General features: G+C 69.1%; 18 protein-coding genes. 7 read left to right on the top strand and 11 right to left on the bottom strand.

Annotated elements, in window-relative coordinates:
- Positions 1–17 precede the first annotated feature (17 nt).
- Entirely contained in the window at positions 18–1439 is a 1422-nt protein-coding gene (sufB, locus tag EER30_RS17180; protein ID WP_127501458.1) for a Fe-S cluster assembly protein SufB, read from the bottom strand.
- A complete protein-coding gene (locus tag EER30_RS17175) occupies positions 1439–2164 on the bottom strand; it encodes a helix-turn-helix transcriptional regulator (RefSeq protein ID WP_432417553.1) in 726 nt (241 codons plus the stop codon). Before EER30_RS17175 ends, sufB begins: the two co-directional genes overlap by 1 nt.
- A 119-nt stretch (positions 2165–2283) precedes the next feature.
- On the opposite strand from EER30_RS17175, the gene EER30_RS17170 reads away from it, so the two are divergent.
- The gene (locus tag EER30_RS17170; protein WP_127501457.1) at positions 2284–3231 is read left to right on the top strand and encodes a COX15/CtaA family protein; all 948 of its coding nucleotides are present in this window, start codon (positions 2284–2286) and stop codon (positions 3229–3231) included.
- 1096 nt (positions 3232–4327) lie between these two features.
- On the opposite strand, the gene EER30_RS17165 is transcribed toward EER30_RS17170, so the two are convergent.
- The 3 genes from EER30_RS17165 to EER30_RS17155 form a co-directional block, all read right to left on the bottom strand.
- Entirely contained in the window at positions 4328–5227 is a 900-nt protein-coding gene (locus EER30_RS17165) for an ATP-grasp domain-containing protein (protein ID WP_127501456.1), read from the bottom strand.
- Position 5228: 1 nt separating this feature from the next.
- A complete protein-coding gene (locus tag EER30_RS17160; RefSeq protein ID WP_127501455.1) occupies positions 5229–5522 on the bottom strand; it encodes a hypothetical protein in 294 nt (97 codons plus the stop codon).
- Between the two features lie 1230 nt (positions 5523–6752).
- Positions 6753–7706, bottom strand: a complete 954-nt coding sequence (locus EER30_RS17155) for a heme o synthase (RefSeq protein ID WP_127501573.1) — start codon at positions 7704–7706, stop codon at positions 6753–6755.
- 263 nt (positions 7707–7969) lie between these two features.
- Here EER30_RS17155 and tkt point away from each other — a divergent pair, with 263 nt between their 5' ends.
- From tkt to pgl, 5 genes are all read left to right on the top strand, one after another.
- Positions 7970–10102 (top strand): transketolase, encoded by a 2133-nt coding sequence (gene tkt / locus EER30_RS17150; RefSeq protein ID WP_127501454.1) that lies wholly within the window; start codon positions 7970–7972, stop codon positions 10100–10102.
- A gap of 11 nt (positions 10103–10113) precedes the next feature.
- Positions 10114–11250, top strand: a complete 1137-nt coding sequence (gene tal / locus EER30_RS17145) for a transaldolase (RefSeq protein WP_127501453.1) — start codon at positions 10114–10116, stop codon at positions 11248–11250.
- 93 nt (positions 11251–11343) lie between these two features.
- Entirely contained in the window at positions 11344–12861 is a 1518-nt protein-coding gene (gene zwf / locus EER30_RS17140) for a glucose-6-phosphate dehydrogenase (RefSeq protein WP_205650274.1), read from the top strand.
- Positions 12858–13871: a glucose-6-phosphate dehydrogenase assembly protein OpcA gene (locus EER30_RS17135; RefSeq protein WP_127501451.1), complete on the top strand. Its 1014-nt coding sequence runs from the start codon at positions 12858–12860 to the stop codon at positions 13869–13871. Before zwf ends, EER30_RS17135 begins: the two co-directional genes overlap by 4 nt.
- Positions 13872–13940: 69 nt before the next feature.
- On the top strand, positions 13941–14660 hold the full coding sequence (gene pgl / locus EER30_RS17130; protein ID WP_127501450.1) for a 6-phosphogluconolactonase: 720 nt from the start codon (positions 13941–13943) through the stop codon (positions 14658–14660).
- On the opposite strand, the gene EER30_RS17125 is transcribed toward pgl, so the two are convergent.
- Complete coding sequence (locus EER30_RS17125; RefSeq protein ID WP_127501449.1) at positions 14657–15064, bottom strand: VOC family protein; 408 nt, start codon at positions 15062–15064, stop codon at positions 14657–14659. The genes pgl and EER30_RS17125 overlap by 4 nt on opposite strands.
- Positions 15065–15127: 63 nt before the next feature.
- Here EER30_RS17125 and EER30_RS17120 point away from each other — a divergent pair, with 63 nt between their 5' ends.
- The gene (locus tag EER30_RS17120) at positions 15128–15727 is read left to right on the top strand and encodes a GNAT family N-acetyltransferase (protein ID WP_127501448.1); all 600 of its coding nucleotides are present in this window, start codon (positions 15128–15130) and stop codon (positions 15725–15727) included.
- A gap of 72 nt (positions 15728–15799) precedes the next feature.
- On the opposite strand, the gene EER30_RS17115 is transcribed toward EER30_RS17120, so the two are convergent.
- The 5 genes from EER30_RS17115 to gap form a co-directional block, all read right to left on the bottom strand.
- Positions 15800–16144: an RNA polymerase-binding protein RbpA gene (locus EER30_RS17115; RefSeq protein WP_127501447.1), complete on the bottom strand. Its 345-nt coding sequence runs from the start codon at positions 16142–16144 to the stop codon at positions 15800–15802.
- A gap of 155 nt (positions 16145–16299) precedes the next feature.
- Positions 16300–16557: a preprotein translocase subunit SecG gene (secG, locus tag EER30_RS17110; protein WP_127501446.1), complete on the bottom strand. Its 258-nt coding sequence runs from the start codon at positions 16555–16557 to the stop codon at positions 16300–16302.
- Positions 16558–16665: 108 nt separating this feature from the next.
- The gene (gene tpiA, locus EER30_RS17105; RefSeq protein ID WP_127501445.1) at positions 16666–17454 is read right to left on the bottom strand and encodes a triose-phosphate isomerase; all 789 of its coding nucleotides are present in this window, start codon (positions 17452–17454) and stop codon (positions 16666–16668) included.
- Positions 17454–18656: a phosphoglycerate kinase gene (locus tag EER30_RS17100; protein ID WP_205650273.1), complete on the bottom strand. Its 1203-nt coding sequence runs from the start codon at positions 18654–18656 to the stop codon at positions 17454–17456. The genes tpiA and EER30_RS17100 overlap by 1 nt, the downstream gene beginning before the upstream one ends.
- Positions 18653–19651 carry a type I glyceraldehyde-3-phosphate dehydrogenase gene (gap, locus tag EER30_RS17095; protein WP_127501443.1) on the bottom strand — a complete coding sequence of 333 codons (999 nt, stop codon included), beginning with the start codon at positions 19649–19651 and terminating at the stop codon, positions 18653–18655. The genes EER30_RS17100 and gap overlap by 4 nt, the downstream gene beginning before the upstream one ends.
- Positions 19652–19687: the final 36 nt, after the last annotated feature.

The raw sequence follows: 19687 nt of genomic DNA, 5'->3' as shown, positions 1-19687 counted from the left end.
GTGTCCGGCCGGGCTGGTCAGCCCACGGCCCCTTCCATCTGAAGCTCGATGAGCCGGTTCAGCTCCAGGGCGTACTCCATCGGAAGCTCCTTGGCGATCGGCTCGATGAAGCCGCGCACGATCATCGCCATTGCCTCGTCCTCGGTCAGACCGCGGCTCATCAGGTAGAAGAGCTGGTCCTCGCTGACCTTGGAGACGGTCGCCTCGTGCCCCATCGCCACGTCGTCCTCGCGGATGTCGACGTAAGGGTAGGTGTCCGAGCGCGAGATGGTGTCGACCAGGAGTGCGTCGCACTTGACCGTGCTCTTGGAGCCCGACGAGCCCTCCAGCACCTGAACGAGACCGCGGTACGAAGTGCGGCCGCCGCCCCGGGCGATCGACTTCGAGATGATCGTCGAGGAGGTGTGCGGCGCGGCATGCACCATCTTGGCGCCCGAGTCCTGGTGCTGACCCTGGCCGGCCATCGCGATCGACAGCACCTCGCCCTTGGCGTGCGGGCCGGTCATGTAGACGGCCGGGTACTTCATGGTCACCTTGGAGCCGATGTTGCCGTCGACCCACTCCATGGTGGCGCCCTCTTCACAGGTGGCGCGCTTGGTGACCAGGTTGTAGACGTTGTTCGACCAGTTCTGGATGGTCGTGTAACGCACCCGGGCGTTCTTCTTGACGACGATCTCGACGACCGCGGAGTGCAGCGAGTCGGACGAGTAGATCGGCGCCGTACAACCCTCGACGTAGTGGATGTAGCTGCCCTCGTCGGCGATGATCAGCGTCCGCTCGAACTGGCCCATGTTCTCGGTGTTGATCCGGAAGTAGGCCTGCAGCGGGATGTCGACGTGGACGCCCTTGGGCACGTAGATGAAGGAGCCACCCGACCACACCGACGTGTTCAGCGCGGCGAACTTGTTGTCGCCCACCGGGATGACGGTGCCGAAGTACTCCTTGAAGATGTCCTCGTGCTCGCGCAGAGCCGTGTCGGTGTCGAGGAAGAGGACGCCCTGCTCCTCGAGATCCTCACGGATCTTGTGGTAGACGACCTCGGACTCGTACTGCGCGGCGACGCCGGAGACGAGGCGCTGCTTCTCGGCCTCGGGGATGCCCAGCTTGTCGTACGTCGCCTTGATGTCGGCGGGCAGGTCGTCCCAGGTGGCCGCCTGCTTCTCGGTGGAGCGTACGAAGTACTTGATGTTCTGGAAGTCGATGCCGGTGAGGTCGGCGCCCCAGTTGGGCATGGGCTTGCGGTCGAACAGGCGCAGGCCCTTGAGCCGGAGGTTGAGCATCCACTCGGGCTCGCTCTTCAACGCGGAGATGTTGCGCACCACGGCCTCGGACAGCCCACGCTGCGCGACGGCGCCCGCGGCGTCGTTGTCGGCCCACCCGTACTCGTACTTGCCCAGGGCGGCGAGGTGCTCTTCCTGGCTGACGATCTGGTCGGTCATCAATCTGTCCTAACCGTGGTTGCGGCGTTTGTAGCGGTTCGAGCCGGGGCCGGGATGTGCGTGGTGCACACCCCGTCGCCGTGCGCGATGGTGGCCAGACGCTGCACGTGGGTGCCGATGAGGCGCGAGATGACCTCGGTCTCGGCGTCGCACAGCTGGGGGAACTCGGCGGCCACGTGAGCCACCGGGCAGGAGTGCTGGCACAACTGCCCGCCGGACGCGATCACCGACGCGTTGGCAGCGTAGCCCTCGGCGGTGAGTGCCTGGGCGAGCGCCTCCGCCCGCGCGATCGGGTCGTCGCCGGCCTCGAGCAGCGCCGCCCGGCACCGTTCCTCGAGCGCTGCGAGCTGGGCCGAGGCGAAGGCGGTGACGGCCTCGGAACCGTGGTGCTGCTCGATCCAGCGCAGTGCGGCCGTGGCGATGCCGTCGTAGAAGTGCGGGTTAAGATTTTCGCGGGCGGCCGTGGTGAGCGCGAAGGCCTTGGCCGGACGCCCTCGGCCGCGCGGACCGGTGTTGCGGACCTCGCGGGTTTCGACGACGTGGTCGGCGAGCATGGCGTCGAGGTGCTTGCGGATCGCGGCGGGGCTCAGACCGAGCTCTCCGCCCAGCTCGGCGGCGGTGGCCGACCCACGCTCGAGCAGCAGCTGGGCGACCCGGTCACGGGTGCGACCGTCCGACGCGACGGCAGACAGCGTTACGCCCGCCACCCCGCTACGGTTCAGCACCTCGTATTTCACTACGCTAACGTTACGTAATTCGCGCGAGCCCCGCAAACCGGCCCCCCGGTGATCCATGCCACCGCACCCCAGGACCGTCCGCTTTCAAGATCAATTCCCTGCGTACGATGCCGAAGGTGAGCTTCCTACCGCTGCGTCCGCTGGCCCTGGCGTCCCTGGTCGCCAACGTCGCGCTCGTCGTCACCGGTGCGGCGGTTCGTCTCACCGGCTCCGGCCTCGGCTGCCCCACCTGGCCCCGATGCACCGACGCCTCCTACACGACAACCTCCGAGATGGGCGTCCACGGCATCATCGAGTTCGGCAACCGCCTGCTCACCTTCGTGCTCGTCGCGCTGGCCGTGGCCTGCGTCGCCGCCGCCTGGTTCTCGCGCCCGCGCCGCCGCTCGACGATCGTCCTGAGCCTGGCGGTCCTGTTCAGCATCCCGCTGCAGGGCGTGGTCGGCGGCATCACCGTGCTGACCAACCTCAACCCGTGGGTCGTCGGCCTGCACTTCCTCGTCTCCATGGTGATCATTGCTTTCGCGTACGCGTTGTGGAAGCGCACCGGCGAAGGCGACGGCGGGCGGATCCGGCTCGTACCGCGCCCCCTGACCCACCTCTCGTGGCTGCTGAGCGTGGTGAGCGCGGCCGTGATCGTGCTCGGTGTCATCGTCACCGGCAGCGGCCCCCACGCCGGCGACGAAGAGGCGAAACGCAACGGCCTCGACCCGGCGACCGTCTCGCAGGCCCACGCCGACGTGGTGTTCCTGCTGGTCGGCCTGACGATCGCGCTCGTCTTCGCACTGCGCGCCGTCAAGGCGCCCCGCCAGGCGGTCCGCGCCGCGGTCGCGCTGCTGGTGATCGAGCTGGCCCAGGGCCTGATCGGCTTCGTGCAGTACTTCACCCACCTGCCGGTCGTGCTCGTCGGCTTCCACATGCTCGGCGCCGCCCTCGTCTGGACGGCGACGCTCGCGGTGCTGTGGTCCCAGCGCGAACGCCCCGACGTGCCCGCGACCCCCGCGGCGGCCGGGCTCTCCCCCACCCCGGCCTCAGACCCGGTCCCGGCCCCGCGCTGACCCGCGGCCCGTCAGGTTGGCTGACCCGCCACCCGTCAGGTCGGCGCTGACCCGCCGCCCCTCGCCCGTCAGTGCTCCCGCTGACCCGCGGCCCGTTAGGACTCGCGCCGACCCGCCGCCCGCCAGCAAGCCACCGCCCGACATCTCGGCGTGCCAAGCGTCCCCGGTCGCGCTGGGCATTTCCCGTCTCTTCGCCGTCCCTACCCTCAGCGTCATGTCGGCGCGCGCAGCCCGTACCACCTCAGCAGCCATTGACGCTCTGACCACTTCCGCTTTGCGCCCGACCCAACCTTAAAGCCGCCAACTCAAACCTGCGAAACACGCTGACCTGGCCTTTTGGAAAAGCAGCCTGTGGATAACCGGCGTGTCGTCCACAGGTGGAGACATCGAGCCGTCGTTGATCGGTTCGGTTCGGCACGCTGTCCTCATGGCACACACGAACCCCTGTCACCACATCAGCCCGTCGAAGCCGCCCGCCGCGATCGGCTGCAAAGCGGTCGTCCCCGCCCGCGCCGGGCCGAGCTGATCGGGCCGCCGCCAGGAGCACCTGCTGGCCGACAGCACCCACCGGCGTGCTGCCAACGGTCGGCCTCGTGCTGCCGGTGGCCGGCTTCGCAACCGCTGCCCAGCCGTGACGAAATTCCCACGGCACCTAGACCCGGCAGGGCAGTCGATCCGCAACCCCGCCACGTGGATCGGCTTCTGCGAGCCCTGCCGCCCGGGTGGCGTCCGCTGATGAGCCGAGATGCCGAAATCCCCGCCGAGATCGGCTCCGCGGGCGCCACCCCTCTCCGGCAGCAGCGCGGGGGTGAACCTGGCATGACCGAGTCGACCGGTCAACCGGAGCCCCTACGCCCCGCGGCCGGAGCCTGTCCGAGCAGGCAACGGAAAGAGGTGGGTCTATAGGAGACATTTTCGATGCGGGCGGTCGCTTTCCCGGTGTCCCTGCGCGATCGTCCGTCTCGCTGGAGGCGGGGTGGCGGCAAATCTCTCCGGCCACCACCTCGCCTCCGGCCACACCGTCGAACGCGCGACCACCGAAGGCGGCAACAGTCGGCGCCAGTGGGACCGGCGACCGGCGACCGGTTGTCTCTCGTCAGAGGCGGCTGATGATTGCCTCGGCGAGGCGTACGGCCGCGCCGCTGCTCTCCTTGAGGAAGAGGGAGGGTTCGGCCAGTTCGAGTTCGACCAGCAGGGGGTCGCCGTCGGGGCCCGGAATGACGTCCACCCGGGCATAGAGCAGGCGCCTCGTGCCGCCCGGGATGACCTCGAGCACGCGGTCGGCGACGCGGCGTTCGGCGGAGGTCGCCGTTCGCGGGTCGATCCGCTCGCTGCCGGGGTCGATCGTGCCCTCGTCCGGGCCGGTGAGCATCGCGCCCTTGCGGATCGCGTGGCTGTAGGTCAGCTCGCCGCTCGCGTCGGGCAGGAAGATCAGCGCGGTCTCGCCCGCCTCGTCGACGGCCGCCAGGTAGGGCTGGATCATCGCCGTCCGACCCTCGGCCGTCAGCCGGGCGACGTGGGCCTCGGCGAGCGCGCGCTGGGCGGGCAGGTCGTAGCGGCCCGTGTCCTGGCTGCCGGCGCTGACCGTGGGCTTCACGACCCACTCCCCCGCGTCCGGCGGGGTCCAGGACTCGCCGGGCGCCACGAAGTCGGTCGGGGTCACCGGCAGGCCGGCCTTCGCGAGCTGGGCCAGGTAGCGCTTGTCGGTGTTCCACTCGATGATGTCGGCCGGGTTGAGCAGCTTCGGGACGCTGTGGGCCCAGGCGACGAACTGGTCGCGGCGCGGCACGTAGTCCCAGGGTGAGCGGATCACGGCGACGTCGTAGGAGTCCCAGTCGGCCTCGGCGTCGTCCCAGCGGACGGCGTCCACGTCGACCCCGCGCTCGCGCAGAGCGTCGCGGAGCGGGAAGTCGTCCTCCCAGAGGTCGGGGAAGATGTCGCAGGTCACGAGGGCGACCCGGGAGCTCTCCCGGGTCGCGTGGGCGGATGAGTTCAAGTCAGCGGGCCATGCTCCGGCGCGACATCGAGCGCCACAGGTCGTTGCTGGGGCGCATCTGCTCCATGAGCTCGCGCTCCCACTCGTTCTCCACCTCGACGCCGGCGCTCTCACACGCCTTGCGGGCGGTGCTGGTGTCGTCGGCGAACTGGTCGGACCACTCGCCGTCCTCACCGACGAGCACAATGCGGGCACCACGCTTGCCGACGTACTCGATGACCGCCTTGGCGCCCCCGTGGCCGGCGGCGAAGGACTTGATCCCCGCGGTCAGTGTCGTATCGGAACCTTGAGCCATGAGGGGAAGACTAAGCACCTAGCTACGGGAAGCAAGCACCTCCGGTTGCCTTTTGTGAGACGAATTACCTGCGAGTTTAACTGTTGGACACATAGCTCTGGAACTATTTTGCCCGAATTGCCCACATCAACGGGTTTCCATCTATCGTGTGACCGGCCGTAACTGAAAATCAGGCAATTTCGGTCGCGTTGTGCGACACCGATGACACTCCGCCGAATCCGCACCGAGTAGTCGATCACCCCGGACCGCGCCCACGGGGGAAAACGATCAACATAAGTGCCGCCGCCGCCCGCCGAACCGATCAACCAGCGCGGAACGGGCAGGAAGTGCCCGAAAATACAGCGCCCCCGCCCTGCAGAGCCACGATAGACACACGAGGAACCGCAACAGCTCGGTGCGCAGGCTCGGCAAACGCTCGCGGAAAACACGCAAACTGGGAACAACTCTGCATGCGCGACACCACGGCGGCTGCACAGGCTGGCTACGCAGGGACGCTGCGCAGCAGGGGGTTTCTTAGCGGCCGCGCAGGGCCGACTGCGCGGGGGCGCTGCGTAGGGGCGGCCGCGCGGAGACGCTGCGTAGAGGCGGCCGCGCGGAGACCCTGCGTAGGGGCGGCCGCGCGCAGACGCCGCGTAGAGGCGGCCGCGCGCAGACGCTGCGTAGAGGCGGCCGCGCAAGGGGCGGCGTCCTCAAGCTGAACGGTGGGCGCAGATACAAACTGCGGCCACGGCTGCGCACCGGGGCCTACCCGTCCGGGCAGAAGCGCTGACCGGCTAAGTGACCGACGGCCCAGTGCTAGCGGGCGAATGCTCGCGGGGCGACGGCACAGCCGACCGGCGGCCCCGCAGGACAGCGATCGGGCGGACACGCGAGGCCAGGAGCCCGAGCGCGGGGCCAAACGCGCCGGGTCTACGAGCTGCAGAAAAGCGCGTGAGCAGACCGGGCACGCAAGCTGCAGGAAAGCACGAGACACGCAAGCTGCAGGAAAGCACGAGAGCAGACCGGGCACGCAAGCTGCAGGGAGGTGCCAGGGCAGAAGGAGCGCCCAGGCTGCGGGAAGCAGAAGCGCGAAGCTGCGAGAAGAACCACAGCAGGACAGGCGCGCAAGCTGCGGGGAGCACCAGAGTAGAAGGAGCGCAAGACCTGCCGGAGGCACCCGAGCAGAAGAGCCGCACAACGGAACGCGCCCGCCGCGAGTTGCGGGCGGGCGCGTGACGCGGGTGGTGCGGGTCAGATGAGGGCGTCCACCGCGACGGCGATGAAGAGGATCGTCAGGTAGGTGATGGACCAGTGGAACAGGCGCATCGGTTTGGTCGGGCCGCCCGCTCGCACCCGCTTGACCAGCAGCAACGCCTCGGCCAGGAACGCCACGCCGGTGACGATGGCGGCTGCGCCGTAGATCCAGCCGAGCCCCAGCGGCCAGGCCACCAGCGATGCCGCGACGGTCAGCACGGTGTAGAGGACGATCTCGAAGTTGACCCGGCCCGCGGACCGCACGACCGGCAGCATCGGGATGCCGGCGCGGGCGTAGTCGTCCTTGTACTTGATGGCGAGCGCATAGAAGTGCGGCATCTGCCAAAAGAAAACAACCGCAAAAAGCGCCCATCCGAGCGCCGAAACGGTGCCCGTCACCGCGGCCCAACCGATGATCACCGGCGCCGAGCCGCAGATGCCGCCCCAGAACGTGTTGGCCGGCGTGCGCCGCTTGAGCCACAGCGTGTAGATGACGTCGTAGTAGAAAATGGCGCCCGCGGTCAGGGCCGTGGCCAGCCAGTTGGTGAAAACCGCCATCAGCGCGACGGAAATCACGGCGAGCGTCAAGCCGAAGATCAATACCGATTTCGGGGTGACGGTGTTCGCCGGCAGCGGCCGCCGCTTCGTGCGCCGCATCACCTGGTCGATGTCGCGGTCGATGTAGCAGTTGAGCGCGCTCGCCGCGCCGCCCGCCATCGCCCCGCCGACCAGCACCACGGCGAGTGTGCGCAGGTCAGGCCACCCGCCGGCCGCGATCATCATGGCCGGGACCGTGGTCACCAGCAGTAATTCGACGATCTGCGGCTTCGTCAGCGCCAGATAGGCGCGGAACAGGGTTAGAGGATCGCGACGCGCGTCGGGCCCGGCCGCGACCGCGGCGGATTCCGGATCCCCCGGCGGCCGTCCAGGGACGGGACGCTCGGTGATCATGCTCACGGACTGCCACCTTCCGGCTTCGGCACTAGCCATTTCACGACCATGACCGGCGCCAGCCGGCGGCACGCTCGGACAGCCTACGCTCAGGCATCTGCGCTGCTCCGGCGACCCTTACCCAGGGCCGGAGCGCACACTTGACCTGTCCGCTCTCAGCGTATGGGCCTCGGGCGTTCCCCGGGCACGGGTTTAACCCAGGTGGATAGGGTCAACTTCAAAAGGGTTTCCCGAAATCATGCCCGACGAGGAGCACAACCGACGTGGCTGCCAAAGATCCTGCACTCAATTGGTCCGACCTAGACCGCAAAGCGGTGGACACTACCCGGGTCCTGGCCATGGACGCCGTCGAGAAATCCGGCAACGGTCACCCCGGCACCGCGATGAGCCTCGCGCCCGCCGCCTACCTGCTGTTCAACCGGGTCATGCGGCACGACCCGACCGACCCGCACTGGGCCGGCCGTGACCGCTTCGTGCTGTCGTGCGGGCACTCCAGCCTCACCCTCTACATTCAGCTCTATCTCAACGGTTTCGGCCTGGCGCTGGATGACCTGGCGTCGCTGCGCCAGTGGGACTCGCTGACCCCCGGGCACCCCGAGTACGGGCACACCCCCGGCGTCGAGGTCACGACCGGCCCGCTCGGCCAGGGCATCGGCAACGCGATCGGCATGGCGATGGCCGCCCGTCGCGAGCGCGGCCTGTTCGACCCCGAGCCCGGCACCGGCGAGTCCGTCTTCGACCACAACGTGTACGTACTGTGCTCGGACGGCGACATCGAAGAGGGTGTCAGCCACGAGTCGAGCGCCATCGCCGGTGTGCAGAAGCTCGGCAACCTCACGGTGATCTACGACGACAACGAGATCTCCATCGAGGACGACACCCGCATCGCCAAGAACGAGGATGTCGGCGCGCGTTACGCGGCGTACGGCTGGGACGTTCGCCACGTCGACTGGCGCAAGGGCGACCCGTCGAAGGGCAGCGAGTACCACGAGGACGTCGAGGCGCTCTACCAGGCGATCGAGGCCGGCAAGAAGGTCACCGACAAGCCGACGTTCATCGTGCTTCGTACGATCATCGGCTGGCCCGCCCCGAACAAGCAGAACACCGGCAAGATCCACGGCTCCGCCCTCGGTGCCGAAGAGGTCGCCGCGACCAAGAAGATCCTCGGCTTCGACCCGAACGAGACGTTCGCGGTCGCCGACGACGTCCTGGCGCACGCCCGCACCGCCGTCGACCGTGGCCGGGCCGCCCACGACGAGTGGAACACCAAGTTCGAGGTCTGGGCCAAGGGCAACCCCGACGGCAAGGCGCTGTTCGACCGCCTCTCGGCGCACAAGCTGCCCGAGGGCTGGGAGAAGGCGCTCCCCGAGTTCCCGGCCGACCCCAAGGGTCTCGCCTCCCGCGCCGCGTCGCAGCAGGTGCTCAACGCCCTCGCTCCGGTGCTGCCCGAGCTCTGGGGCGGTTCGGCCGACCTCGCCGAGAGCAACAACACCACCATGAAGGGCGAGCCGTCCTTCATCCCCGCCGAGTACGCGACCAAGGCGTTCCCCGGCAACGAGTACGGCCGCACGCTGCACTTCGGCATCCGTGAGCACGGCATGGGCTCGATCCTCAACGGCATCACCGCCGGCGGCCGCACCCGCCCGTACGGTGGCACGTTCCTGGTCTTCAGCGACTACATGCGTGGCGCCGTCCGGCTCTCCGCGCTGCAGAAGCTGCCGGTGATCTACGTGTGGACGCACGACTCCATCGGCCTGGGCGAGGACGGCCCGACCCACCAGCCGATCGAGACGCTGTCCGCGCTGCGCGCCATCGTCGGCCTCGACATCGTGCGCCCGGCCGACGCGAACGAGACGGCGTACGCCTGGCGCGGCGCGCTCGAGCACAACGACCGCCCGACCGGTCTGGCCCTCTCCCGGCAGAACCTGCCCACCATCGACCGTACGAAGTACGCGTCGGCCGAGGGCACCCTGCGCGGCGGCTACATCCTGTCCGAGGCGACCGGCGGCGAGCCCAAGGTGATCCTCATCGGCACCGGCTCCGAGGTGCAGTACTGCCTCACCGCGCAGGAGCGCCTCGAGGCCGAGGGCACGCCCACCCGCGTGGTATCGATGCCGTGCCTCGAATGGTTCTACGAGCAGGACACCGCGTACCAGCAGGAGGTTCTGCCCCGCGGGGTCAAGGCCCGGGTGACGGTCGAAGCCGGCATCCGGCAGAGCTGGGACCGGATCCTCGGAGAGGCAGGCGAGCCGGTGAGCATCGAGCACTACGGCGCCAGCGCCCCCGCGAAGATCCTCTTCGAGCAGTTCGGGTTCACCGCGGACAACGTGGTGGCCAAGGCCAACGCCGCCCTGGCCAAGGTCGGCGAGATCACCGGTCACAAGACCGGTAACTGAGGAGTACGAACATGACCGACAGGCTTGGTGAGCTTTCGGCCGCTGGAGTAGCGGTCTGGCTCGACGACCTCTCCCGTCCCCGGCTGACCACCGGCTCGCTGAAGAAGATGCTGGACGAGCAGCACGTGGTCGGCGTCACGACCAACCCGAGCATCTTCCAGAAGGCCCTGTCCGACGCGGACGCCTACGACGCCCAGCTCAAGCAGCTGGCCGCCCAGGGCGCCACCGTCGACGAGGCGGTCCGCGCGATGACCTCGCAGGACGTCCAGCAGGCGTGCGACGTCGAGCGCCCGGCGTATGACGCGTCCGGCGGCGTCGACGGCCGGGTCTCCATCGAGGTCGACCCGCGCAAGGCGCACGACACCGAGGGCACCGTGGCCGAGGCCAAGGAGCTGTGGGCCCTGGTCGACCGCGAGAACCTGTTCATCAAGATCCCGGCGACCCTCGCGGGCCTGCCGGCGATCACCGCGGTTCTGGCCGAGGGCATCAGCGTGAACGTGACGCTGATCTTCTCGCTGGAGCGCTACCGCGCCGTGATGGACGCGTTCATCGCGGGCATCGAGCAGGCCAAGGCGAACGGCCACGACATCACCAAGATCGGTTCGGTGGCCTCGTTCTTCGTCTCGCGCGTCGACTCCGAGGTCGACAAGCGCCTCGACAAGATCGGCAGCGACGAGGCCAAGTCCCTCAAGGGCCAGGCCGCGATCGCCAACGCCCGGCTCGCGTACGAGGCGTACCAGGAGGTCATCAACACCGACCGCTGGCGTGCCCTCGCGGCGGCCGGGGCGCACCCGCAGCGGCCGCTGTGGGCGTCGACCTCGACGAAGAGCCCTGAATTCCGCGACACGATCTACGTCGAGGAGCTGATCGCCGAGGACACCGTCAACACCATGCCGGAATCGGTGATCAAGGCGTTCGCCGACCACGGCGAGGTCCGTGGCGACACGATCACCCCGAACTTCCAGGCGTCGCACCGGATCTTCACCGATCTGGCCCAGGTCGGGATCGACTTCAACGACGTCGTCAAGGTCCTCGAGGAAGAGGGCGTCGACAAGTTCGAGGCGAGCTGGAAGGAGCTGCTGGAGGGCGTCGACCGGTCGCTCAAGGCAGCCGCCAAGGGTTCGAGCAAGCCGAGCGACGCGGCCTGACGCAGCTCAGAGGGGACTCGCGTGATGCGGGTCCCCTCTCTCTGTCCCTGCTTAGACACTTGCACGACACCGAAAACTGGCAGGATGGACCACGTGGGCAATCCGCTGCGTACCGCACAGGACCGCAGGCTTCCCCGGATCCCGGAGCCCTGCGCTCTGGTGATCTTCGGAGTCACCGGTGACCTGTCCCGAAAGAAGCTCATCCCGGCCGTCTACGACCTGGCCAACCGAGGCCTGCTGCCGCCCGGTTTCGTGGTTCTGGGCTTCGCCCGCCGCGACTGGGGCGACGGCGACTTCGAGTCGCTGGCCTACGAAGCGGCGAAGAAGGGCGCCCGGACCCCGTGGCGCGAGGACGTCTGGCAGCGTCTGGCCAGCCAGTTCCAGTTCGTTCCCGGCTCGTTCGACGACGACGCCGCGTTCGACCAGCTCGCCGCGACCCTCGACGACCTACGCGAACGCAACGGCATCCCGGGTAACGCCGCCTTCTACTTCTCGATCCCGCCGGCCGCGTTCCCGCTGGTGCTCAACCAGCTCGCCCGCACCGGCATGGCCGACAACGCGAAGTCCGGTGGCTGGCGCCGCGTCGTCGTCGAGAAGCCGTTCGGCAACGACCTGCAGACCGCGATCGCGCTGAACCAGCTCGTCGACGAGGTCTTCACGCCCGGTGACGTCTACCGCATCGACCACTACCTGGGTAAAGAGACGGTCCAGAACATTCTGGCCCTGCGCTTCGCGAACAGCCTGTTCGAGCCCGTGTGGAACTCGAAGTACGTCGACTCGGTGCAGATCACGATGGCCGAGGACGTGGGCATCGGCACCCGCGCCGCGTTCTACGACGCGTCCGGCGCCGCCCGCGACGTGCTGCAGAACCACCTGCTCCAGCTCCTCGCCCTGGTGGGCATGGAGGAGCCGACGAGCTTCGACCCCGACGACGTGCGGGCCGAGAAGCTCAAGGTCCTCAAGGCCATCGCCATTCCGAAGGACATCTCCAAGGGCTCCGTCCGCGGTCAGTACCTCCCCGGCTGGGTCGCCGGCGAGCGCGCGGTCGGCTACCTGGAAGAGAAGAACATCCCGGCCGACTCCACCACCGAGACGTACGCCGCGGTCCGCCTCGGCATCCAGAACCGGCGCTGGGCCGAGGTCCCCTTCTACGTCCGCGTCGGCAAGCGCATGCCGCGCCGGGTGACCGAGATCGCGATCCTCTTCAAGCGCGCTCCGCACCTGCCGTTCGACCCGGCCGACGTCGAGATGCTGGGCAACAACCAGCTCGTCATCCGCGTGCAGCCCGACGAGGGCGTGGTGCTGAAGTTCGGCTCCAAGGTCCCCGGCACCACGATGGAGGTCCGCGACATCGCGATGGACTTCCAGTACGGCGAGGCGTTCACCGAGTCCAGCCCCGAGGCGTACGAGCGTCTCGTCCTGGACGTGCTGGTCGGCGACCGGACCCTGTTCCCGGACGCCGCCGAGATCGAGCAGAGCTGGCAGGTCATCGACCCGCTGGAGGCCGCGTGGGCGGGCACCAAGCCCGAGCCCTACCGGGCCGGCGAGTGGGGCCCGCGCGCATCGGACGAGATGCTGGCCCGCGAGGGTCGCGCCTGGAGGCGAGCATGATCGGGCTGTGGGACACCACCGGCAACGAGGTGGTCAAGGCGCTGGCCGCCGAGCGGCGCAGCGCGGGCGGGGTGGCCTCGGGCCTGGCCCTGACCCTGGTGGCCGTCGTCGAGGAGAAGAAGGTCCGCGAGGCCGAGGCCGCGGCCACCATCGCGGCCGCCGCGCACCCGTGCCGGCTGCTCATCGTCGTACGCTCCGACCTTGAGGGCCGCAGCCGGCTCGACGCCGAGATCGTCGTGGGCGGGCGTCTCGGGCCGGCCGAGGCCGTCGTCATGCGCATGTACGGGCGTCTCGCCCTGCACGCCGAGTCGGTGGTCATGCCGCTGCTCGCGCCCGACGTCCCGGTCGTCACCTGGTGGCACCAGGAACCGCCGGACATCATCGCGAACGACTTCCTCGGCGTCGTCGCCGACCGTCGCATCACCGACTGCGCGCAGGCGCCCGACCCGGTGGCCGCCCTGCGCCAGCGGGCGCTCGACTACGCGCCCGGCGACACCGACCTCACCTGGACCCGCATCACGCTGTGGCGCACCCTGGTGGCCGGCGCCTTCGACACCACCGAGGCCCGCGTCGTCGGCGCGACGATCGTGGCGCCGAAGAAGGACCCGACCGCTGCCCTGATGAGCGGCTGGCTCCAGTCCCGTCTGGGCATCGTGCCCGACCTGCAGGTCTCCGACCGCGTCCCGCGCATGCACTCGGTGCAGCTGATCTGCGAGAACGGCGACCACGTGACGGTGACCCGCGAGGAGAACACCGCGCTGTTCAGCCGCACCGGCCAGGAGGACCGTTACATGCCGCTGCCCAAGCGGCCGGTCGGCGACGAGCTGGCCGAGGAGCTGCGCCGGCTCGATGCCGACCAGGTCTACTCCGAGGCGCTGGGCGCGATGGCCGGCGTGACCGGTCTCGACCACAAGCCGCCGATGCGCGTGCATGTCTGGAAGGACCCGGCGCTGGCCGCCAAGGCCGACGAGGCCGGCGCGATGGCCGGTCCCGGCGGAACCGCCGCCTGAGCCGACGAGTTTCTCAAAGGCCGCCCGCCACCTAGGCGGGCGGCCTCTTTTCTCCTAGGAGGCGCACAAGTGAGCAAGACCTTGGTCGTGGTGGTCCCCGACGCCGACACCCTCGCGGCGACCGTGGCCTCCCGGCTGATCGCCAAGATCGTGGACGCGCAGGTCGAGCGGGGCTCGGCCGACGTGGTGCTGACCGGCGGCCGCATCGCCAAGCGGGTGCTGGCCGCCCTGCTGGAGCTGCCCGAGGCGAAGGCGATCAGCTGGTCCCGGGTCGACCTGTGGTGGGGCGACGAGCGCTTCCTGCCCGCCGGTGACCCCGAGCGCAACGAGACCCAGGCCCGCGAGGCCCTGCTCGACAAGCTGCCGCTCGACCCGGCCCGGGTGCACGCGATGCCCGCCTCGGACGGCCCGGACGGCGACGACGCCGAGGCGGCGGCCGCCCGCTACGCCGCCGAGCTGCCCACCGACCGCACGTTCGACGTGCTGATGCTGGGCGTCGGCGAGGACGGCCACGTCGCGTCCCTCTTCCCGGGGCGGGACTGGCAGACCGGCGGCACCACGGCCGCCGTGCACGACAGCCCGAAGCCCCCGCCGACCCGCATCACGCTCACCATGCCGGCCATCCAGACGGCCGACGAGGTGTGGCTGATCGCGGCCGGCCCCGACAAGACCGACTCGGTGGGCCGCGCGCTGGGCGGCGACAAGCTGGTGCCGGCCGTCCACGCGACCGGGCGTACGAAGACCTACTGGCTGCTCGACCAAGCCGCCGCGGCCAAGGCCAACGGCTAGGCGCGCGAAGAGATCTGCTGGACGGCCCAGCTGTTGCCGTCCGGGTCGTCGAAGAAGACGAAGCCGACGTTGTCCAGGGGGTGGTCGGTGGGCCGCGGGTTCTCGCCCACCACCTGGACGTCGCTGACCGTGACCCCGTTCTTGACCAGCTCGGCGTGGGCGGCCGCGATGTCGGGCACCACGAGCTGCAGGCCCTTGAGCGAGCCGGGCGGCATGTCGGGCACGGCACCCTTGCCGATGACGATCGAGCAGCCGCTGCCGGGCGGGGTGAGCTGCACGATGCGTACATCGTCATTGATCTTGGTGTCGTGGTCGACGGCGAACCCGAGGCGGTCCGCGTAGAACTCCTTGGCACGGTCGAGATCGGCGACCGGGACAACGACTACTTCCAGCGTCCAGTTCATCGCCACATCGTGACATCGGACGGTGAGCCCGGCCACAGACCTGGCGAATCTTAAACTTCCCCTGTGCAACCGACGATCCGCGCCTACCGCCCCACCGACCTCGACGCCGTCTACGACATCTGCGTGCGCACCGCCGACTCCGGTGGCGACGCCCGCGGCCGCAACAGCTCCGACCGCCTCGTCGGCGACGTCTTCGCCGCGCCCTACGTCGTGCTGGAGCCCGAGGTCGCCCGAATCCTCGACGACGGGCACGGCAACGCGGTCGGCTACATCGTGGGCACCGCGGACACGGCGCGTTTCGTACGCCGTTATCGCGCGGAGTGGCTGCCGGCGACCGAGGGACGCTACGGCGACGACCCGCGCGACCAGGGCTGGCTGGCGTTGCACCACAACCCGGAGCGCATGCTCGTCGCCGAGCTGGCCGGCTACCCGGCCCACCTGCACATCGACCTGCTGCCGGAGTGGCAGGGCCGCGGCCAGGGGCGGGGACTGATGGCCAGTTTCCTGGCCGGGCTGCACGACGCCGGGGTTCCGCGGGTGCACCTGGGCATGGCCCCGGCCAACACCGCCGCCCGCGCGTTCTACGGCCGGCTGGGGTTCACCGAGATCCCGGTGCCGTCCGAGCCCAACGCCCTCTACCTCGGACGCTCCACGGCGCCCTGAGAGGCGCGACGCACGGCGCGCCTCTCAGAGGCCGCGCCGTGAGAGGCGCACTTCAGGGCACCCCGGGAGACATCAGGCCCGGCCGCGACGCTGGCGCAGCTTGGCCAGGGCCTCCTCGAGGATTCGAGCACCGTCCTCATCGGTGCGCCGCTCCTTGACGTACGCCAGATGTGACTTGTAAGGCTCGGCGCGTGACCGGCCCGGCGGGTTCTGCCGGTCGAGGCCCGCGGGCTGGCCGCAGCGCGGGCAGTCCCACGCGTCGGGCGTCGGCGCCTCGGCGGCGAACAGAATCTGGCTGGCATGGCCGGCCGAGCAGAAATAGGTCACCTCCCGCCGCGGGGCGGGCTCGCTGCGCTCGTCGGGGCGCACCGGGGACGAGCCGACACGGCTGCCACGGATAGCACTGCCACTGGACACGGACGTGACTCCTGTCTCGAGGGGCGCTGGACTCTCCCAGCCGGAAATCAGGCCGAAACAGAGCTATAGAAACGCCGCGCGCCCGGCAGAAACCGGACGCGCGGCAGATTCTACGACTATTACGCTCCGTCAGGAAAGACGGGGCGTGCGGAAACTCAACTGCCCGGCAGCGCGAGCCGCATCCAGAGCCCGAGGCCCACGATGCAGGCGAACCAGACGATGCCCACCAGAACGGTGTAGCGGTCGAGGTTCTTCTCCGCGACCGAGGAGCCGGCCAGGCTGGAGGTGACACCGCCACCGAACATGCTCGACATGCCGCCGCCCTTGCCGCGGTGCAGCAGGATCAGCAGCGTGAGCAGAATGCTGGTGATGACCAGCAACGTGATCAACGTGTAAGCGAACCACATCGGCATGGTCGGGTCGAATCCTCTCAACAAAGCACAGGCTCTCGAAGGGCGCTACAGCGCTACAACAATAGCGTGTGCCCGGGCGCGTTATACGCCCGGGCACACGAAGTGACTTCAGCGCGCCACGTGCTCGCGATACCGGACAATCGAGGCGAACTCCTCGGCGTCCAGGCTCGCGCCGCCGATCAGGGCGCCGTCCACGTCGGGCTTGACCATGATCGAGGCGATGTTCGCCGCCTTCACGGACCCGCCGTAGAGCACCCGCACGGCGCCGGCAACCTCGGCCCCGTACACCTCGGAGATCCGCGCGCGGATCTCGCCGCACACCTCCTGGGCGTCCTCGGGGGTCGCGGTCTTGCCGGTGCCGATCGCCCAGACCGGCTCGTACGCGATCACGATCCGCTTGACCTGCTCGGGCGTGAGCCCTTCCAGACCGGCGACGACCTGCGCAGTGCAGTGTCCGACGTGACCGTTCTCCTCGCGGATCGTCAGGCCCTCGCCCACGCAGAGGATCGGCGTCAGGTTGCTCGCGTAGGCCGCCTTCACCTTCGCGTTGACCGTCGCGTCGTCCTCGTTGTGGTATTCGCGGCGCTCGGAGTGGCCGGCCAGCACATAGGTGCAGCCCAGCTTCTCGAGCATGAAGCCCGCGATCTCACCGGTGTAGGCGCCGGACTTGTGCGTCGAGATGTCCTGAGCGCCGTACTCGATGTTGAGCTTGTCGCCGTCGACCGCGGTCTGCACGGTGCGCAGGTCGGTGAACGGCGGCAGCACGGCCACCTCGACGTCGGCGAGCTGCTGCTCGGTGAGGCTGGCGGCGAGTTTCTGCACCAGAAGATTGGCCTCGAAGTGGTTGAGGTTCATCTTCCAGTTGCCGGCCATCAAGGGGCGACGAGCGTCCGCCATCACTTCTCCAGTGCTTCGATACCGGGGAGGGTCTTGCCCTCGAGGTATTCCAGGGAGGCGCCGCCGCCCGTTGAGATGTGCCCGAAGGCGGCCTCGTCGAGGCCGAGGGTGCGCACGGCCGCGGCCGAGTCACCGCCGCCGACCACTGAGAATCCGTCGATCCTGGTGATCGCCTCGGCTACGCCCCGGGTGCCGGCCGCGAACGGCGCCAGCTCGAAGACGCCCATCGGACCGTTCCAGAACACGGTCTTGGCCGGGCCGATCGCGGCGGCGAACAACGCCACCGACTCGGGGCCGATGTCGAGGCCGAGCCGGTCGGCCGGGATCTCGGACGCGGGCACGGTGACGTGGTCGGCGTCGGCCGAGAACTCGGTCGCCGCGACGACGTCGACCGGCAGCACGATCCGGCCCTGGGCCTGCGACAGCAGGTCACGGCAGGTGGCGACCATGTCGTCCTCGAGCAGCGACTCGCCGACCTCGTGGCCCTGGGCCTTGAGGAAGGTGAAGCACATGCCGCCGCCGACGAGCAGCTTGTCGACCTTGGGCAGCAGCGCCTGGATCACGGCGAGCTTGTCGGAGACCTTCGAGCCGCCGAGCACGACGACGTAGGGCTGCTCCGGGTTGTCGCTGACCCGCTTCAGAACCTCGACCTCGCGCAGGACGAGCCCGCCGGCGTAGTGCGGGAGCCGGGCCGCGACGTCGAACACGGAGGCGTGCTTGCGGTGCACGGCACCGAAGGCGTCGTCGACGTAGACGTCAGCCAGCGCGGCCAGCTGGTCGGCGAACGCACCCCGCTCGGCGTCGTCCTTCGAGGTCTCCCCCGCGTTGAAGCGCAGGTTCTCGAGCAGCAGCACCTGGCCGTCGACGAGCGCGGCAGCCTTGGCCGTGGCGTCGGGGCCGACCGTGTCGGACGCGAAGACGAGCGGCGAACCGAGCAGCTCGCCGAGCCGCGTCGCGACCGGGGCGAGCGTGAACTTCGGGTCGGGCGCGCCCTTGGGGCGGCCCAGGTGCGACATGACGATGACGCGGGCGCCCGCGTCACGCAGCGCGATCAGCGTCGGCAGCACCGCGCGGGCGCGGCCGTCGTCGCTGATGACGCCCGGGTTCTGCTTGTCGAACGGGACGTTCAGGTCGGCGCGCACGATGACGCGCCGACCTGTAACACCCTCGCCGAGCAGGTCGTCGAGAGTCTTCAAGATCAGGCCCCGACGAGCTTGACCAGGTCGACGAGGCGGTTCGAGTAGCCCCACTCGTTGTCGTACCAGCCGACGACCTTCACCTGGTTGCCGATGACCTTGGTGAGGCCGGCGTCGAAGATGCAGGAGGCCGGGTCGGTGACGATGTCGGACGAGACGATCTCGTCCTCGGTGTAGACCAGGATGCCCTTGAGCGGGCCGTCCGCGGCGGCCTTGATCGCGGCGTTGACCTCTTCGACCGAGGTGTCCTTGCTCGCGGTGAAGGTCAGGTCGGTGGCCGAGCCGGTGGGGATCGGCACCCGCAGCGCGAAGCCGTCGAGCTTGCCCTTGAGCTCGGGCAGCACCAGGCTGACGGCCTTGGCGGCACCGGTCGAGGTCGGCACGATGTTGAGGGCGGCGGCGCGGGCGCGACGCAGGTCCTTGTGCGGGCCGTCCTGCAGGTTCTGATCCTGCGTGTATGCGTGGATCGTGGTCATCAGGCCACGCTCGATGCCGATCGTGTCGTTGAGGACCTTCGCCATCGGCGCGAGGCAGTTGGTCGTGCACGAAGCGTTCGAGATGATCGTGTGCTTCGCACCGTCGTACAGGTTGTCGTTGACGCCCATGACGATGGTGATGTCTTCGTTCTTGGCCGGGGCCGAGATGATGACCTTCTTGGCGCCCTGGTCGACGTGCGCCTTGGCCTTCTGCGCGTCGGTGAAGAAGCCGGTCGACTCGATGACGACGTCGGCGCCCAGGTCGCCCCACGGCAGGTTGTTCGGGTCCTTCTCGGCGTACGCCTTGAAGGTCTTGCCCGCGACGGTGATCTCGTCGGCGGTCGCCTTCACCTCGTGCGGCAGGCGGCCCAGGATCGAGTCGTACTTGAGCAGGTGAGCCAGCGTGGCGTTGTCGGTCAGGTCGTTCACGCCGACGATCTCGATGTCCGCACCCGAGGCGAGAACCGCCCGGAAGAAGTTGCGGCCGATACGGCCGAAGCCGTTGATGCCAACCCGGATGGTCACAGGTGGATCTCCTCGTTTCGGTCCGCCGGATTATGC

Source organism: Actinoplanes solisilvae (assembly GCF_003999975.1).
GTDB lineage: Bacteria > Actinomycetota > Actinomycetes > Mycobacteriales > Micromonosporaceae > Actinoplanes > Actinoplanes solisilvae.
Note: the sequence above shows the minus strand (reverse complement) of the source record. Positions and strands in the feature narration are given on the sequence as shown.

Bases quoted from the DNA above. Each gene is read 5' to 3' on its own strand.
- sufB (WP_127501458.1), bottom strand. From the start codon at position 1,439: ATGACCGACCAGATCGTCAGCCAGGAAGAGCACCTCGCCGCCCTGGGC.
- EER30_RS17170 (WP_127501457.1), top strand. From the start codon at position 2,284: ATGCCGAAGGTGAGCTTCCTACCGCTGCGTCCGCTGGCCCTGGCGTCC.
- EER30_RS17160 (WP_127501455.1), bottom strand. From the start codon at position 5,522: ATGGCTCAAGGTTCCGATACGACACTGACCGCGGGGATCAAGTCCTTC.
- EER30_RS17155 (WP_127501573.1), bottom strand. From the start codon at position 7,706: ATGATCACCGAGCGTCCCGTCCCTGGACGGCCGCCGGGGGATCCGGAA.
- tal (WP_127501453.1), top strand. From the start codon at position 10,114: ATGACCGACAGGCTTGGTGAGCTTTCGGCCGCTGGAGTAGCGGTCTGG.
- EER30_RS17135 (WP_127501451.1), top strand. From the start codon at position 12,858: ATGATCGGGCTGTGGGACACCACCGGCAACGAGGTGGTCAAGGCGCTG.
- EER30_RS17125 (WP_127501449.1), bottom strand. From the start codon at position 15,064: ATGAACTGGACGCTGGAAGTAGTCGTTGTCCCGGTCGCCGATCTCGAC.
- secG (WP_127501446.1), bottom strand. From the start codon at position 16,557: ATGCCGATGTGGTTCGCTTACACGTTGATCACGTTGCTGGTCATCACC.
- tpiA (WP_127501445.1), bottom strand. From the start codon at position 17,454: ATGGCGGACGCTCGTCGCCCCTTGATGGCCGGCAACTGGAAGATGAAC.